The 16,739-nt window shown below is 71.2% G+C and carries 10 protein-coding genes; 6 read left to right on the forward strand and 4 right to left on the reverse strand.

Going from position 1 to position 16,739, the window contains the following annotated elements:
- Positions 1-12: 12 nt before the first annotated feature.
- The 3 genes from D7V80_RS42455 to D7V80_RS00520 all read right to left on the reverse strand — a co-directional run bounded on the left by D7V80_RS42455 (position 13) and on the right by D7V80_RS00520 (position 9,460).
- Positions 13-7,335 (reverse strand): type I polyketide synthase, encoded by a 7,323-nt coding sequence (locus D7V80_RS42455; protein ID WP_233585048.1) that lies wholly within the window; start codon positions 7,333-7,335, stop codon positions 13-15.
- 25 nt (positions 7,336-7,360) lie between these two features.
- Complete coding sequence (locus D7V80_RS00515; protein ID WP_120586301.1) at positions 7,361-8,818, reverse strand: SDR family oxidoreductase; 1,458 nt, start codon at positions 8,816-8,818, stop codon at positions 7,361-7,363.
- A gap of 90 nt (positions 8,819-8,908) precedes the next feature.
- Positions 8,909-9,460: a hypothetical protein gene (locus D7V80_RS00520; protein ID WP_120586302.1), complete on the reverse strand. Its 552-nt coding sequence runs from the start codon at positions 9,458-9,460 to the stop codon at positions 8,909-8,911.
- 179 nt (positions 9,461-9,639) lie between these two features.
- Here D7V80_RS00520 and D7V80_RS00525 point away from each other — a divergent pair, with 179 nt between their 5' ends.
- The 3 genes from D7V80_RS00525 (at position 9,640) to uvrA (ending at position 13,005) form a co-directional block, all read left to right on the forward strand.
- Positions 9,640-10,071, forward strand: a complete 432-nt coding sequence (locus tag D7V80_RS00525; RefSeq protein ID WP_120586303.1) for a YciI family protein — start codon at positions 9,640-9,642, stop codon at positions 10,069-10,071.
- Between the two features lie 79 nt (positions 10,072-10,150).
- The gene (locus tag D7V80_RS42460; protein ID WP_233585049.1) at positions 10,151-10,426 is read left to right on the forward strand and encodes a hypothetical protein; all 276 of its coding nucleotides are present in this window, start codon (positions 10,151-10,153) and stop codon (positions 10,424-10,426) included.
- A 35-nt stretch (positions 10,427-10,461) separates the two neighbouring features.
- Complete coding sequence (gene uvrA, locus D7V80_RS00535; RefSeq protein ID WP_120586304.1) at positions 10,462-13,005, forward strand: excinuclease ABC subunit UvrA; 2,544 nt, start codon at positions 10,462-10,464, stop codon at positions 13,003-13,005.
- A gap of 17 nt (positions 13,006-13,022) precedes the next feature.
- Here uvrA and D7V80_RS00540 read toward each other — a convergent pair whose 3' ends face one another.
- On the reverse strand, positions 13,023-13,781 hold the full coding sequence (locus tag D7V80_RS00540) for a hypothetical protein (protein ID WP_120586305.1): 759 nt from the start codon (positions 13,779-13,781) through the stop codon (positions 13,023-13,025).
- A gap of 230 nt (positions 13,782-14,011) precedes the next feature.
- On the opposite strand from D7V80_RS00540, the gene D7V80_RS00545 reads away from it, so the two are divergent.
- The 3 genes from D7V80_RS00545 to D7V80_RS00555 form a co-directional block, all read left to right on the forward strand.
- Positions 14,012-14,677 (forward strand): RNA polymerase sigma factor, encoded by a 666-nt coding sequence (locus tag D7V80_RS00545; RefSeq protein ID WP_233585050.1) that lies wholly within the window; start codon positions 14,012-14,014, stop codon positions 14,675-14,677.
- Between the two features lie 3 nt (positions 14,678-14,680).
- The gene (locus tag D7V80_RS00550; RefSeq protein ID WP_120586306.1) at positions 14,681-15,478 is read left to right on the forward strand and encodes a hypothetical protein; all 798 of its coding nucleotides are present in this window, start codon (positions 14,681-14,683) and stop codon (positions 15,476-15,478) included.
- The coding region (locus D7V80_RS00555; protein WP_147446952.1) for a caspase family protein at positions 15,465-16,739 on the forward strand (1,275 nt) is incomplete at its 3' end. The genes D7V80_RS00550 and D7V80_RS00555, both read left to right, overlap by 14 nt.

Consider the following 16,739-nt stretch of genomic DNA (forward strand, 5'->3'; position numbering starts at 1 on the left):
GGAAAAGGGGGTTCAAGCCATGGGGCGGGCGATGCCGCCTTCGATGAGCATCCGCAGGCGGCCGGCTTCGTCATGGGCCGCCACGGTGCCGCACTGGAGCAGGTCTCCCTCCACACGAGGGGCGAGCGACTTCAGCGTGAGGCGGCGAGGCGCCCTGGCGTCATGCGCCACCAGGTCCCGGTCGAACGTGGCCCGCTGGACACCCACGGGAGCGAACACGTCATTGGACACGCCCTCCACGTGCATCGCGCTCAGGCGCAGGGCCGCGTCCATCACGAGCGCCGGCACGCCGTGGCCCGCCTTCCGTGTCACCTCCGGCAGCCCGAGTCTCGCGAAGCGGGCGTCCTCCTCCAGGCGGATCTCCTCCAGGCAGTCGAACATCCTGCGCAGCTCGATGGGGGAGCCCGTGGCGCAGTGCGGGTCGTGCACGGACAGGCCGTGGCCCGAAGCGCGGGCGGCCTCCAGCCGGGGTGGGGGCCGGGGCGGTTCCGCCGTCAGCGTGAAGCGGGCCTCGGCGTAGACGAGGTCGCGCTCCAGCACCACGCCGGAGGCATGGACGATGTCCCCCGTGAGCTTCACCTGCACGCTGTGCTGTCCCGGAGCATCGGTGAGGGGAGTGCACTCGGCGCGCAGGGACTGCTGGCCGCCGGGCTTCACGCGGATGAAGCGGGAGAAGCGCACGTCCTCGATGGTGACGGTGCGCAGCTCCGGGCGCGTGTCGTCCAGGGCCGCCTGGAACATCAGGTCCAGGGCCCAGGCGCCGGGCAGGGTGGGCGTGCCTCGGACGAGGTGGTCCGCCAGGCACGGGACGCTCGCCGCGTCGACCGTGAGGTCCCTTCGCGTGGGACGCGGAGGTTCCGGAGTGGGCCCAGGCGGGGTGAGCACCTCCAGGCCGTAGAAGGCGCGCTCGCTTTCGGTGAGCTGGACGTTGATGGGCTGGACGGGCTGTCCGTCCACCAGCTGGAGGAAGAGCGCCTCGCCCTCGTCGGCGCGGATGCCGCGCAGCCGGCGGCTGGCTCCGAGCACGCGGTACTCCGAACCGCGCGTCATGCCGATGCCGTCCCAGGCGAGCCAGCCCACGCTGCACCACTGCACGTCCTGGCGCGCGTCGCTGACCCAGGCGCAGAGCCGGTCCAGCGCCTCGTTCGCCGCGCCGTAGTCCGCCTGCCCGTCGTTGCCGATGTAGCTGAACGCGGAGGTCAGGACGTGGAAGGGCACGGGAGCCGGGAGGCGGCGAGCGCAGGCCTCGCGCAGGTTGCGCAGTCCCAGCAGCTTGGTGTCCAGCGTGCTCCGGAGCTCCGTGAGCCGGCGGCGGTGGAGCTTCTTGGAGACCTGCGTGCCCGCGCCGTGAACCACCAGGTCGAGCCGCCCGTGTTCGCGGATCAGCTCCTCCACCACGCGGTCCACGTCCTCGGGACGGGTGACGTCCGCGGCGCGGTAGGTCATCTGGCCGGGGAGCCGCATGAGCCCATCGAGCGTGGCCCGCAGCTCACGCACGGCCAGGTGGCGCTCGAAGCGTGCGCGCAGCGCGGGCATGCGCACCGTGCGGTCACGGGCGAGCTCGGAGGCGTAGAACTCGCGCTCCACGGCGCCCAGTTCCTCGTCACGTGCCTGGAGCACGCGCTCGGGAGCATCGGAAGGGTCGCTGCGGCCGAGGAGGATGACCTTGCAGCCGTACCGCTTGAGCAGCGCACCGGCGAGGACGGCCGTCACGCCGCGGCCACCGCCCGTGAGCAGGACCATCGACTTGGAGTCGAGGGTGACGGCGGGACGTGCCGGGACGTCCGTGGGCTGGAGCAGCCGGACGCAGCGGACGGAGCCGTCGAAGCAGACCTCCACGGGGCCGGCGTCGTCACCGGTGCCCAGCTCGGACGCGACATGGTCGAGCGCCGTGCGGAGCGGAAGCGGACCCGTGGCGACGGCACGGATGCTACGCGCAGGAACCTCGCGGCCCAGGGACTTGAGCAGGCCGGCGAAGAGGCCGGTGACAGGGTGCAGCGTCCGGCGCGCACCGACGCCGCCGATGCACAGGCTCGCCAGCATCACGGTGCCGGCGGTCAGTCCCTCATAGGCGCGGCGGGCGGACAGGAAGAGCAGTTCCAGCGCCTCGTGGCGCAAGGCTGTGTCCGCGACGACGGAGGACTCCGTTTCCGCGGAGGGCATCCGGCACACCGAGATGATGACCTGAGGCTCGAAGCCAAGCGCCTCCAGGCCCGCGTCCGCGGTCTCCTCTCGCGTGAGGTCGATGCCATGGATCCGCGCACCTGTATCGGATGCACCCGAGTGGAGGATGCGGAACTCAGGGCCGCAGATGTCGTGTGCCTGGGCCGAAAGCTCACGGGCCACGGCTTCGTCTTGAGCGATGAACAGCACCCGCCGGCCACGCAGTGGCGACGCTCCGGTCGTCAGGGCCGGGCGCTCGACGAGCACCGGCGCGTGGTAGCGGATGGCAGCTGAGTGGTCGAAGCCGTCAGCAGTCTCCGGGATGGGAGCGGAGGTCGACGGCGGATGTGCCTCATCCGTGTGAACCGCGTCCGCCCGCGTCTGCGCGGAACCGGTAGCCCTGTTGAACGCCTCGGGTTCGGAATGCGCGAGGTGCGTCGCGATGGCTCCTGGTTCAAACGGAGCGCCAGACCCCCGGGCATCCGAGCTGCCCGCCTCCGGACCGAAGCGGTCCAAACCTGTCCGACTGTCGGACAGGTTCCTGTGGCTCGACTGGAGCAGCAGCCCGTCCTGGCCGCGGCTCTCCAAACCTGTCGGACTGTCGGACAGGTTCTCGTGGCTCGACTGGAACGGCAGCCGGTCCCGGCTGTGGTCCTCCAAACCTGTCCGACTGTCCGACAGGTTTTCGCGGCCCGGTTGCAGGGGGAGCCCGTCCCGTCCGACCAGGCTCTCCAAACCTGTCCGACTGTCGGACAAGTTCCGATGGACCGGCTGGAGCGGCGGCTGGGCCCGACCGTGGTTCTTCAAACCGGCCCGGTTGTCGGACAGGTCCCTGTGGCCAGACTGAAGTGGGAGCCCCTCCCGGCCATGGTTCTTCAAACCTGTCCGACTGTCGGACAAGTTCTCGTGGTTCGACTGGGGCGGCAGCCCTTCCGGCCCGGTGTGGTCCAAACCTGTCCGACTGTCCGACAGGTTTCCGGTGCTCGGGCGGCGCGGCTGCCTTCCATCCATCGCAGGTGATGCAGCCAGACCGGCGGGGCGCGGTAGTTCGCGTGCGCCCGCCCGGGCTTGGCCGACCGGGGTGTCCAAACTTGTCCGACTGTCGGACCGGTTTTCGCGGCCCGGCTGAAGGGGGAGCCCGTCCGGGCCGACCGGGGTGTCCAAACTTGTCCGACTGTCGGACAGGTTCGTGCGGCTCGCCGCCGACGGGGCGGTCTCGCCGAGGTCTCGATTCTCAGCACTGGGGACAGAAGGCCTGCCCGAGGGCCTGGCGGACCTCTCCGGAGCGCGGCGCTCCGCTGACGGAGACACTGCCGCCACCGCTTGTTCCTCCGGTGCTCCAGTCCGGGCGCTGAGGCCAGGATGAAGCTGGAGCACCAGCCGTGTGCCGGTCGCGGCATCCGGGTGGAAGCGCAGCGTGGTGGCCCTGCCTTCGGCGGCGGCCCGCACCGCGCTCAGCACCTCCCTCGCTTCCCGGGCGGAGTGGGGCGGCAACGTGACGCCCGGCCCTGAACCGGAGCCCGCCTCTTCGGACATCCGCAGGTGGCACAGCGGCCTCAAGCCCCTCGCTTCCGCCTTCGCGGCCGTGGTCACCGCCAGCATCGTCATGCCCTCTTCGGGCGCTGACGCAGCAGGGGTTTCCCCGGGCCTCTTCACGTGAGTGCTGCCCACGAGCACCAGCTCGAAGCCGCTGTCCAACAGGGCCCTCGATGCGCGCAGCGACGCGGCCAGCGTGCCGGCCCCCGCGTCCACCACGAAGTTCGGCCCCTTGGTGTCGAGCACCCCCGCCACCCGTCCCGGCGTGACGTTGGGTATCATCCCCTGGAGCGTGTACGGCCCGGACGGCCGCAGCGCGCTCACCGCCGCATGCAGCCGGTCCACCAGTGGCAGCAGCCGCCCGGAGTCCGGAGCCCGCTGGAGGTGCTCGCGCAGCCTGCGCCGCGTGGAGTCCGCCATCACCCGCTGCGTGGCCTCCACGCCCCGGCACGTCTTGCCCTCCAACCCCAGGACGATGGCCGTCCCCGTCCGCAGCGAATCGAACGCCCCGAGCTTCTTCACGACGTCGCTCGCGACGATGAGCCCCAGGTGCTGCGTGAGGTCCATGTCCTCGGTGATGTCCGGCAACAGCCGCACGGATGCGGGCAGGCGCATCCTGTTCGCGTCGAAACGCACCTCCGGGAACATCCCCTCCGCGGCCACCACCACCAGTTCTTCGCTCATGGGCGGCGCGGCCCTCGCGCGCGGCGCGAGCGAGCCTCCCCGGTACTCCTCCAGCACCAGGTGCGCGTTCGTGCCTCCGAAGCCGAAGCCATTGGTGGCGGCACGGCGCGGATGGTCCCCGTTCTCCGGCCACGGCTGCTCCCGCGTGCTCACCTCGAAGTCCGGCCCGAGCGCTCGCAGCCCCGCGCCTGGACGGTCGAAGTGGGACTGCGGCGGGAAGCTCCGGTGCTCCAGCGCCTTGCACAGCTTGATGACCGAAGCCGCACCCGCGGCCCACCCCACATGGCCGATCAACGCCTTCACGCTCGCGAGCTGGAGGCCCTTGCGCTTGCCTCCGAAGACACGGCCAATCGACTGCAACTCGGTGGTGTCGCCTGCCGGCGTGGCCGTTCCGTGCGCTTCGATGTACTGGATGGATGCCGGTTCAACGCCCGCCGCCGCGTAGCACGCCTCCATCGCGGCCACCTGTCCGTCCGCTCGCGGGACGTTGGCGGAGCTGCTGCGCCCGTCGCTGGAGAGCCCCGCGCCACGGATGACCGCGTGGACCTTCAGCCCCGCGGAGACGGCATCCTCCAGGCGCATCAGGCCGACCACTCCCGCGCCCTCGCCGAAGATGACGCCATCCGCGCGCTCATCGAACGGCCGGCTTCCTATCGCGGAGAGCCCCTTGAACTGGGAGAACAGACAGCTGTTGCCCGGGCCTGGAGAGAACACTCCTCCCGCGAGCACCAGGTCGGCCTCGCCGCGCTCCAGCGCCTTCATCCCCAGCGCGATGGCGTAGAGCGAAGAGGCACACGCCGCGTCCAGCAGCACCGTGGACACGCTCGGGCCCACCACGTCCGACACCACCGTCTGGAGGGTGGGGTGCGGTGCCAGTTCGGAGGACGTCGCGGTGACGCCCAGCGCCTCACGCATCAGCGTGGAGAACTCCCGCGCCGTCTCGCCGCGTGCACGCAGCAGGGCCTCTCCCGCTTCCACGCAGAGCGCGTCGTCATACTCAGGCGAACCGTCCGCGGTGGAACCGAGCAGGCACTGGATGCGCCCAGGCGCGCGCGGCGCGGTGGACCGCAAGGACTCCATCGCCTGACTGAGCGCGATGGCCAGCAACCGCTGCTCACGGCCATAGCGCTGGAATCGGTCCGGCGTGATTCCCGCCGGCGCAACGAGGTCGCTGTCCAGGACCCGCCCGGTGAGCAGCGTGTACGTGCGGTCCGGAGTCACCGCCGGACCCACGAAGTCCACGACCTGGTCCGGATGGCTCACCCCCGTGTCGACGATGCCGCTGATGCCCCGCTGGATGTTCCGCCAGTACGTCTCCGGATCCTTCGCGCCGCCCGGGAGCATGCAGCCCAACGACACCACCGCGATGGCCGGAACCACGGGCGCCGCATCCCGAGCGACAGGCGCCACGGCCGGCGCACGCTCGGGCAGCGAACGGTCCACGGACGTCAGCGCCACGGGCGTGTCCTGGGGAAGGATCCGCTGGACGATGCGCGTCAGCCGTCCCCCCGTGCCGCAGTCCACGAACCGCGCGCAGCCCGCGCCCACCAACGTCTCCACCGCGCCCGGGAAGTCGAAGGGACGCACCAGGTGGGACGCGAGCGCTCCCGCCAGCTCGGACCCGCCACGTCCGTACACCCGCCGCTCGATGGGCGAATAGATGGGTCCCCGCGCCGGATGCACGGCCAGGCCCGCGAGGCTCGCGCGGAACGCGGTGACCGCGGGCGCCAGGCTCGGGTGGTGGAACGGGTAGCGGCTGGAGATGAACGTGAAGCCCTTGCCCTGCCGCTCCAGGAACGCGCGCAGCCGCTCCAGTTCCTCACGGGGCCCCGCGACCACGGTCTGCCGCGAGTGATTGCGGCCCGCGACCTCCAGCGCCCTGGCCCCACTCTCCGCCACGGCCCGGCCGGTCTCCGGCTCCGACAGGGCGACCGCCGCGAGCGTGCCCAGGTCGTCCGGCACCGTCTGGAGTGCTCGGATGCGACGGCACACCACCGCCGCGCCCGTGCGCAGGTCCAGGGCTCCGGCCGCGGTCATCGCCGCGATCTCCCCGAAGCTGTGCCCCACGAACACATCCGGCCGGGTGCCCTGACGCTCCAGCCACCGCGCCCCCAGCACCCCGGACAGGAAGATGCCGAGCTGATCCAACAGCGGCGCCGCGTCCAACGCCCGGCCCACCTGGGCCACGTCCTCCGCCGCGAGCAGCGGGCCCACGTCGATGCCCTGCGAACGGCAGGCTTCCGACACCGCCAGCAACTCGTCACGCAGCTCCGGCTGGAGCGCCTTCAACTGGAGGAAGAGGGCAGGCTCGAACGTGCCCTGGCCCGCGAACAGGAACGCGGTGGCGTTGGTCGGCAGCTGAAGGCCGGGCGCGGGTACCGCATCCGGAAGGTGCACCGTCCGCGAAACACCGCGCGGCGCGGTGTCCGCCAGCAGCGTTCGCGCCAGCTCGCGCACGGCCTCCGGGAACAAGGCCTGCACGCCTCCGCCTCCCTGCAAGGCGAGGTCGCGGAAGCTCTTCGGGCCCGCCGGCTCATGCAGGGCCGCCAGCGATTCGAAGCTGCGCTGGAAGGACCGCGGAAACGCGCGCAGCGTTCCCTGCCGGTCCGCGCAGAGCACGGTCTGGTAGCCGCAGGCCACCGGCGTGCCGTCGCTCTTCAACGTGCGGAAGCAGAAGCGCAGGGACACCTCGCCGCGCTCCTCCAGCGACGTCAGGATGATCAGCCGGTCACCCAGCAGCGCCGGAGCGAGGTTGCGCGAATAGCCCTCGTAGGTGAGCAGGAGCACCTGGTCGAAGTCGCGCCGGAACCCGGGCTCCTCGAAGGCGTGCGGGCTGAAGAGCAGGTGCTCCCGGCCGGCGCACTGGAACTTGAAGTTGGTGAGGAAGTGATGGCTCCCGTAGGCCATCGTGTCGTCGAAGTGGATGTCATACGGGACGGCGAAGAAGTCCATGGTGATGGCTCCTGGAAGGTGAGGGTCAGGACGCGCGCGCGGCCGGCAGCAGGCCGTCCACGGTTCCGGAGAGGCCGGCGTCCACCACCCAGATGGCGCCATTCACACGCTGCGTCTTCGGCCCCAGCAGCAGCTCGGTCACGTCCGCCACGTCGTCCGCGGTGCACAGCCGTCCGCCGGGCGTCGCGGACTCCCAGCGCGCCACCCGCTCCGGCGCGTCCGGGAACATCCCCAACAGGTCCCCGTGCACGGGGCCCGCGGACACGCAGTTAGTGCGGATGCCATCCGGCGCCAGCTCCGCGGCCAGGTAGCGCGTGAGGGACTCCACGCCTGCCTTCACCACGCCCTGGCAACCCAGGTCGTGCATGTACCGCTGCGACATGGACGTGGACATGGTGACGATGCTCCCGCCCCCACACGCGGCCATCAGCGGGCGGGCGCGCATCGCGCACTCGTAGGTGCCGGTGATGCAGGTGCGGAACGCCTTGTCCCAATCCCGGGGCGCGATGCGGTCGAACGGACCGATGAGCCCGTTGGATGCGTTGCACACGAGCAGGTCGAGCCCGCCCAGCTGCTCGCGGATCGCCGCGAACATCCGCTCCAGGTGCTCCTCCTGCGCGACGGAGCCCCACAGGTGGACCGCCTTGCCACCCGCGTCGACGATGTCCCGCGCCGTCTTCTCCCCGTCCTCACGGGAGTGGAACGAGTTGACGACCACCGTCGCGCCCGCGCGCGCCAGCCGCGTCGCGATGACCCGGCCGATGCCCTTCCCCGAACCCGTGACGAGCGCGACCTTGCCCGCGAACGGCAGCTCCGTGCGCGAGGGAACCGGCGCGGGCGCCGCGTGGACGACGGGCGCGCGAGGCCTGGCTTCCGCGATGGGCGGCGCGGCCGGCAGCGGCGCACGGGCCGCGTCGGCGATGGCGGCCATCGTGCGCAGGCGCTGCGACGGCTTCGGCGCGTCGCCCAGCCCCAGCTCCTTCATGAGCACGGCCATCACCTCCGCCTGCTTCACGGAGTCGATGCCCAGCTCGTCCTCCAGGTCCGCGTGCGGCGTGAGCAGTTCCTCCGGGTAGCGCGTCACGCGCGCGAACACGGCGCGCACGCGTGGCAGGAGGTCCTGCGTGGCGGGAGCACCGGTGCTCGCCTTCGCTTCAGCGACAGCGGGGGCGACGGGCGCGGCGACGTGGAGCGCTGGTCCGGGCTGCGTGCCCAGAGCCTCCGTCACCGCCCCGGCGATGGCGCCGAGCGTGCGCGCCTTCCCGTTTCGCGGCAGCCGGTCCGGCGGCAGCTGGAACTCGCGGGCGATGACCGCGGCGATCTCCGCGAGCTTCACGGAGTCGATGCCCAGCTCGTCCTCGAGCTGCGCATGCTCCGTCAGGATGTCCAGCGGATACCTCGTGACGGACGCGGCGCACTGCCGCACCTGCTCCAGGATGTTTGAAGGCGTGGATGTATGGGATTGGGAAGAACGCGCGGACATGACGACCCCTGTCGGTTCAATGCGTGACGGGGCCGACTGTAATTGGGGGTCTGACACGCGCCGCGAAGCGACGTGCACAGCTCGCAGCAATCAAGGAGGGAGTGAAGACTCCTCATGCGCGGGAATACGCGCGCCCTGTTCGTGAGGCACGCGAGCACGCTGCCATCCCAGCCACAGGGGAATGAGCAGCGACGGCAGCGTGAGCAGATCCGTGATGTCCACCGTGTGCACCGTGGGCCGGATCGCGGGAATGCGCGCGCCCGCGAGCCCCGCGCGCAGCGCGTAGAAGGGCCATTGCAGCGCGCCCAGAGCCCAGCGCCACGCATCCCCGGCGTCGGAGGAAATCTTCGTCGCGGCGAAGCACAGCCCCGTCAGCACGACCGCGCCCACGAGCACCGGGAATGACGGACGGAATTCCCTCGCGCGGCGCTGGAACGCCTGCTCCCACAGCGCCTGGAGGAGCACCGGGAACATCGCGAGCCCGGCGACGTCGGAGAGCTTCCCCGTCCACCACGACGGCCAGCGCGCCTTGAACACGTGGTCGTTCAGCACGAGCAGCACCACGGCCACGAGCACCGCCGGGTGCAGGAGGCCGCTGGCCGGAAAAGGCTTCGTCCCGGGGGAGGTCACGCCCGCGTGCATGGGGGCACTGTCACATTCGCGGCCGGGACATGGGAAGCCCCGTGATTGCGAGGGTTTGGAAGGCTCGGCGGGAAAATAAAAAGGCCGTGTCGATTTTCCCCAGGCCCATTCGTTGCGTCCCTGAAGGCAGCAGAAACACACCCCCCGCGGCCCCACGGCGCGCGGCAGGAGACACGACCGTGCGATTCATGATCATCCGCAGGGCGGACAAGGACACCGAAGCCGGCGTGCTCCCGGACGAGAAGCTGCTGGCCGCCATGGGCGCCTACAACGAGGAGATGGTGAAGGCGGGCGTGATGATCCAGGGCGAAGGCCTGCATCCCAGCAGCAAGGGCGCCCGCGTGAAGTTCACGAACGGCAAGCCGGCCATCATCGACGGTCCCTTCACGGAGACGAAGGAGCTCATCGCCGGCTTCACCCTCATCCAGGTGAAGTCGCGCGAGGAGGCCCTGGCGTGGCTCCAGCGCTGGCCGTCCATCGACGCGGGCGGCAACGTGGAGCTGGAGCTGCGCCAGGTCTTCGAGGACGACGACTTCGGCGCCGAGTTCACGCCCGAGCTGCGGGAACAGGAAGCGCGCATCCGCGAGCAGGGCGCGAAGAACCGCCGGTAGTCGCGATGGCGCCTCCGCGCGACATAGGCTGCCGCGCTTCCAGGGCCGGAGCGAAGGCAGGTGCAGCGGTCTTCCAGCGGTGGAGGTGTCCTTCGCGCGGGGCAACGGCGGGCAGTACGCCTTCGTCGCTCCCTCGCTGGGCGTCACCGCGGCCTTCACCGGCAGCCACTATAATGATGCGGGCTCGGCGCTCCCCCTGGTCCTGTTCGGACAGTACGTGCTGCCGGCGGCGCTCGGACTGGAGCGGCCGGAGGGCCGGGGCGGCGGCTGCGCCGCCAGGGGTCGTGTCGTCCTCCAGACGGTGGAGGACCTGGACGCATCTGGATTCCGACGGGGCGGTGCGCTTCTCGGATGACCGCGCGCTGACGGGTGGGCAACGTCCGCCCTGGCATGGCACCTCCGAAAGCAGCGCGTCCCTCCAAGACCTCCGACCCCTCCGGCTTCGTCCGCGTCCGGGGCGCCCGCGAACACAACCTGAAGCACGTGGACGTGGACATCCCTCGTGACGCGCTGGTGGTCTTCACCGGCGTGTCCGGCTCCGGCAAGTCGTCGCTGGCGTTCGGGACGCTCTACGCGGAGGCGCAGCGGCGCTACTTCGAATCCGTGGCCCCCTATGCCCGGCGCCTGATTGACCAGGTGGGCGTGCCGGAGGTGGACGCCATCGACGGGCTGCCCCCAGCGGTGGCGCTCCAGCAGCACCGGGGCGCGCCGACGTCGCGCTCGTCGGTGGGCAGCGTGACGACGCTGTCGAACTCCGTGCGCATGCTGTACTCGCGCGCGGGCAACTACCCGCCGAAGCTGGAGCGGCTGGACTCGGATGCGTTCTCCCCGAACACGCCCGCGGGCGCGTGCCCCAAGTGCCACGGCATCGGCCGCGTGTTCGAGGTCACCGAGCGCTCCATGGTGCCGGATGACTCCTTGAGCATCCGTGAGCGCGCCGTCGCCGCGTGGCCGCCCGCGTGGCACGGCCAGAACCTGCGCGACATCCTGGTGACGCTCGGGTACGACATCGACAAGCCCTGGCGCGACCTGCCGAAGAAGGACCGCCAGTGGATCCTCTTCACGGACGAGCAGCCCACCGTTCCCGTCTACGCGGGCTTCACGTCCGCGGAGGTGAAGCGGGCCATGGCCCGCAAGGAGGCGCCCAGCTACATGGGCACCTTCACCGGCGCGAAGCGCTACGTGATGACCACCTTCGCGACGACGCAGAGCGCGATGATGAAGAAGCGCGTCGCCCGGTACATGGTCGCCAGCGACTGCTCGCTGTGCGAGGGCAAGCGCCTGAAGCGCGAGTCCCTGTCCGTGACGTTCGCGGGCCGCGACATCGGCGAGCTGTCCCGCCTGCCGCTGGAGCAGGTCGCGGACCTCATCCGACCCACGGCGGAAGGGAAGGGGAAGGACGCGGACGCCATGGCCCGCGAACACCCGGAGAAGCTCATCGTCGCCCAGCGCATCACCAAGGACCTGCTCGCGCGAATCCAGGTGCTGACGGACCTGGGCCTGGGCTACCTGTCGCTGGAGCGCAGCACGCCCACGCTGTCACCGGGGGAGTTGCAGCGGCTGCGGCTGGCCACGCAGGTGCGCTCCAACCTCTTCGGCGTGGTGTACGTGATGGACGAGCCGTCCGCCGGCCTGCACCCCGCGGACACGGAGGCGCTGCTCACGGCGCTGGACCGGCTGAAGGAGGCGGGCAACTCGCTGTTCGTGGTGGAGCACGAGGTGGACGTCATCCGCCACGCGGATTGGATCGTCGACGTGGGCCCCGCCGCCGGTGAGCACGGCGGGCGCGTGCTCTACAGCGGCGTGCCGGAAGGGCTGGCGAAGGTGGAGGCGTCCCGCACGCGGCGCTACCTCTTCGAGGAGGAGGCCCTGCGCCGCCGCGAGCCCCGGAAGCCCACCGGGCGGCTGCGCCTGGAAGGCGTGAGGCGCAACAACCTGCGAGGGCTGGACGTGGACTTCCCGCTGGGCGTCTTCACCACGGTGACGGGCGTGTCCGGCTCCGGCAAGTCCAGCCTCGTGAGCCAGGCGCTGGTGGAGCTGGTCGCGGGAAGACTGGGCCAGACGCTGGCGCCGGAAGAAGAGGAGGGCGAGCCGCTGGACCGCGAGCCGGTGCTGGCGAGCGAGGGCCATATCAAGGAGGGGATGGAGGCCATCCGCCGGCTGGTGACGGTGGACCAGAAGCCCATCGGCCGCACGCCGCGCTCCAACCTGGCGACGTACACGGGCCTCTTCGACCACGTGCGCAAGCTGTTCGCGGCGACGCCGCTGTCGAAGTCGCGCAAGTACGGCGCGGGGCGCTTCTCCTTCAACACGGCGGGAGGCCGCTGCGACACGTGCGAGGGCGAAGGCTTCGTGAGCGTGGAGCTGCTCTTCCTGCCCAGCGTGTACGCGCCGTGCCCCACGTGCCACGGCACCCGCTACAACGCGAAGACGCTGGAGGTGCGCTACCGCGAGAAGAACATCGCGGACGTGCTGGGGCTGACGGTGGACGGCGCCTTCGGCTTCTTCAATGAAGAGCCCCCGCTCCAGCGAGCGCTCAAGGTGCTGAAGGACGTGGGCCTGGGCTACCTGCGCCTGGGCCAGCCCGCGACGGAGCTGTCCGGAGGCGAGGCCCAGCGCATCAAGCTGGCCACGGAGCTTCAGCGCACCCAGCACGGCGACACGCTCTACGTGCTGGATGAACCCACCACGGGCCTGCACCCGGCGGACGTGGACAAGCTGATGACGCAGCTGGAGGGACTGGTGGACGCGGGCAACACGGTCATCGTCGTGGAGCACGACCTGCGCGTCATCGCCGCCAGCGACCACGTCATCGACGTGGGGCCCGGCGCGGGCAACGCCGGGGGCCGCGTGGTGGCGCAGGGCACGCCGGAGCAGGTGGCGAAGGTGAAGGAGAGCCGCACCGCGCCTTATCTGGCGCGGGTGCTCAGATGACGTAGGCGGGACGGCGCTCAGTCGTCCTTGCCGTCATGGTGGCTGCCATCGTCGTCGTCCTCGCTGCCGTCGCGGTCGTGGTCGTCGAAGGCGTCAATGGACTTCTGGAGGTTGTTCTCCAGCTGCGACCGGGCGCTGGACTCGCGCGGGTCCAGCCGCTTGCCGTCCTTGTCGGTGAACCAGCCGCTCGGGTCGATGTTGAAGGTCACGTTCTGGTCGTCACCCTCGGCGATCTCGAAGCTCACCTCGCGCTCCTGCTCCACGCGGAGGCTGGAGACGAACTGGAAGGGCTCGCCGTCGATGTGGCCGTCGATGATCAGCGACGCGCCCTGGTCCGCCAGCTCCTTCAAGCCGCCTGTGGCGTTCGCGGGGTCGACCTTGCCGATGTCGAATTCGATCTCGTCGTAGGTGCCGACATCCACGGAGATGTCCTGCAGGCGCACCAGCTGGCCTTCCAGTGCCGTGCCGGACAGGTCGATGAGGAACGACCCCGTGCGCTGCTTGTGCTCGCTCTTGTCGTCGGTCCCGGCGTCGGAGTCGTCGCCGGAGCTGTCGTCATGGTGGCCCTCGCGCTTGAGCTCCAGCTCGCGCACCGACAGCCGCACCCGCTCCACGGTGATGCCATTGGAGAGCGCCAGCCGCTGGCTGGACGTGCGCGTCAGGCCCGAGCCCGTGACCGCGCTCCCCATCCGCGTGCTCAACCCCACCGAGGACGTGCTGTTGCCGCACGCGGACAGCCACATGAGGGACGCGAACAGACCGATGAAACGACGCATGACGTGTGTCTCCTGGTTCCGGTGGGGGATGCCGGGCCCTTGGACTCGCACCGGCCGTGCGATGCCCGCCCGTCATCCCTTCCGCTGAAGGAAAGGAGTCCGGCCGCGAAAAACGGCCACGGGACAGATTTTCCCGGGCGATTTTCCGGGGGCTCGGCCGGGCGGGCGTGGCCGGAAAAGCCCTCCGTGACTCCTTCCCTGGGGACGGAGTACTGAACAGGGGACATGGCTTGCATCCTCTCACCTGGACCGGCATCGCCTCGGAGGCCCTGCCCCGGCACGCGGCCGTCGCGCGCGTGCGCGGAGCGGGCGGGGAGGGTGCCGTGACGGAGCAGGAGCTGGCGGACTGCATCCGCCGTGCGGCGCAGGGGGAACAGTCCGCGTGCGGTCAGCTCTATCAGCGCTTCCACGGGGCCGTGCGCCGCGTGGCCCAGGGCTCGGGCGTCCTGGGCGCGGCGGAGGTGGAGGACGCGGTGCAGGAGACGTTCGTGCGCGCCTTCCGCGAGCTGCCCCGGCTCCAGCATCCGCGCGCGTTCAGCGGCTGGCTGCTGACCATCGCGCGGCATCACGCCTACGCGCTCAGCCGGGGCGCGAAGGCCCGAGCCCGCGTGGAAGAGGACCTGGCGCGCGAACTGGACACCGTCGCGCCCGCGCTGCCGCCGTCGTTGACGCTGGAGCGCCGCGTGGCCGTGGTGCGCGCGCTCATCGAAGGGCTGCCCGAGGGCCCGGAGAAGGAGACCGCCCGCCTCTTCTACCTGGAGGGAGAGCTGAGCGCGCGGGAGATCGCCGACCGGCTGGGGCTGGGCAAGAGCGCGGTGACGATGCGGCTGGAGCGCTTCCGGGCCCGCGTGAAGCGCGAGCTGCTGGCGCGGCTCTTGGCCGCGGAGGTGGGCTGAACCATGGGCGCGAGCGACAGACATCTGGACGTGGAGTCCGCGAAGCAGCTCGAACGACGGGAGCCCGAAGCGGTCCGCTACTTCGCCGAGCACCTCTCGCATCCCTGTGAGACGTGTGAGGCGTTCCTCGCGCGCGACGACGCGGAGCCCGGTGAGCTTCCGGGACTGGACGCGCTGGCGGACGAAGCGCTCGTCGAAGCCTCAAGCCGTCCCGTCCGGGAGGACGCGGTCGGTTGGGCGCGGGTGCGCCGGAAGCTGCGCGCGCCCCATCGGGCATGGCTGACCGGAGGACTGGGAGCCGTGGCCGCCGCGGTCCTCCTGGCGCTCGTGGTGCGTCCGGGGACCGGAGGGCCGGGCAGCGTGGAGCCGCCCTCGCAGCGCATCAAGGGCACCGCGCCCCTGGCGTTGGAGCTCACGGCGGTGGCGCGACTGCCGACGGGCGAGGTGCGCGCGGTCGCCGCGGACGCGGTGCTTCCGCCCGAAGCCGTGGTGCTGCTGCGCTACCACGCCAGTGAGTCCGCGGACGCACTGCTGGTGCGCGAAGCCCCCGGGGTGCCGCCACAGGTGCTGGGTCGTTATGCATTGACGCCGGGCACGCACGACCTGCGCGACGGCGAGGACCTGGCGGGCGTGTCCCTGGAGGACGAGCGCGGACCCGTGACGCTGGTATTGGTCGCCTGGCCGCACGGTGAACAGGGGAACGCGGCGCTGGAGTCGGTGCGCGTCAGCGGACAGGTGCCTCCGGACGCGGCCCAGGCCCGCCTTCGCTTGAAGGTGGAGTCGGGGCATGCTGCTCCCTGAGGAGCCGCGCGTGTCCCGCCTGCTGTTCATCCCCGTGGTGCTGGCGCTGGTGGTGCTCGGCGCGTGCCGCTCCGTGGAGCCGCGGGAGAAGGGCCGCGCGGTGCGGGTGCGCCTGGAGGATGGCGTGCTGGCCTCGGCGCAGGAGGGTGAACGGCACGCGCTGCTCATCGGCATCTCCGCGTACACGGACCCCGCATGGAACGGGCTGCGCTACGCGGCGAAGGACGCGGACGACCTGGGCCGGGTGCTGGCGGATCCGGCGCGCGGAGGCTTCCGCTCCGTGACGGTGCTCACGAGGCCCGAGCAGACGACGCGCACGTCGGTGCTCGCCGCGCTCCAGGCGCTGGAGGCGCGTCCCTGGAGGCCCCAGGACACGGTGGTCGTGTACGTGTCCGGGCACGGTTCGCTGGCGCGCGACGTGAGGGGCGAACTTCAGCGCTACCTGGTGACGTCCGACACCCGCTACCGGGACGTGGCCGGCACGGGGCTGGACATGGCCACGCTGGAGCAGTCGCTGGAGCGGCTGGGTTCGCGGCGGCGCGTGCTGGTGCTGGCCACCTGTCACAGCGGCACGGGCAAGTCGCTGCTGCCGCCGGAGGTCCGCGACGAGCTCGCGCACACCAAGGCGTCCTTCCTGCCGCAGCCGCTGGAGGCCGCGAGCCGCGCCTCGCTGGTGCTGTCCGCCAGCGACTGGGGCGAGGCCGCGCGCGAGGACGACGCGCTGGCCAATGACATCTACACGCACTTCCTCATCCAGGCGCTCGACGGAAGCGGCGACCGCAATCGCGACGGCGCGGTGAGCGCCACCGAGGCCCACGACTGGGCCCGCCGCAACACCTGGGCCTATACGGAAGGCCGACAGCGCCCCAGCGCGCAGATATTGGAAGTGGGCGCGGATCCGGTGCTCCTGTCCGGCTCCTTGCAGCGGCCGGGTCAGCCGGAGGTCTTCTCCTACAGCGCGAGGCTGGAGGGCTTCACGCTCAAGGTGGACGGCCACGACGCGGGCGAGCTGCCCGGAGGCGTGGTGGTGCCGGAGGGCCGGCGGAAGCTGGAGCTGCGCAAGGGCGGCCAGGTGTTGTGGGAGGACACCGTGGCGCTGCGCTCCGGCGAGCGGCGCGAACTGGAGGCGTTCCTGCGCCCCATGGCGGACGGGCCCAAGCGCACGGTGACACTGGGCGGGGGCGTGCTCGGCTTCCTGGATGGACAGAGCCGCGAGCAGGTGCTGCCGGCGTCCGCGCAGGCGGGTGTGGGGCTGGGCTGG

The organism is Corallococcus sp. CA054B (genome assembly GCF_003611625.1).
In the GTDB taxonomy this organism is placed as follows: domain Bacteria; phylum Myxococcota; class Myxococcia; order Myxococcales; family Myxococcaceae; genus Corallococcus; species Corallococcus coralloides.

Bases quoted from the DNA above. Each gene is read 5' to 3' on its own strand.
- D7V80_RS42455 (WP_233585048.1), bottom strand. From the start codon at position 7,335: ATGGACTTCTTCGCCGTCCCGTATGACATCCACTTCGACGACACGATG.
- D7V80_RS00515 (WP_120586301.1), bottom strand. From the start codon at position 8,818: ATGTCCGCGCGTTCTTCCCAATCCCATACATCCACGCCTTCAAACATC.
- D7V80_RS00520 (WP_120586302.1), bottom strand. From the start codon at position 9,460: ATGCACGCGGGCGTGACCTCCCCCGGGACGAAGCCTTTTCCGGCCAGC.
- uvrA (WP_120586304.1), top strand. From the start codon at position 10,462: ATGGCACCTCCGAAAGCAGCGCGTCCCTCCAAGACCTCCGACCCCTCC.
- D7V80_RS00540 (WP_120586305.1), bottom strand. From the start codon at position 13,781: ATGCGTCGTTTCATCGGTCTGTTCGCGTCCCTCATGTGGCTGTCCGCG.
- D7V80_RS00550 (WP_120586306.1), top strand. From the start codon at position 14,681: ATGGGCGCGAGCGACAGACATCTGGACGTGGAGTCCGCGAAGCAGCTC.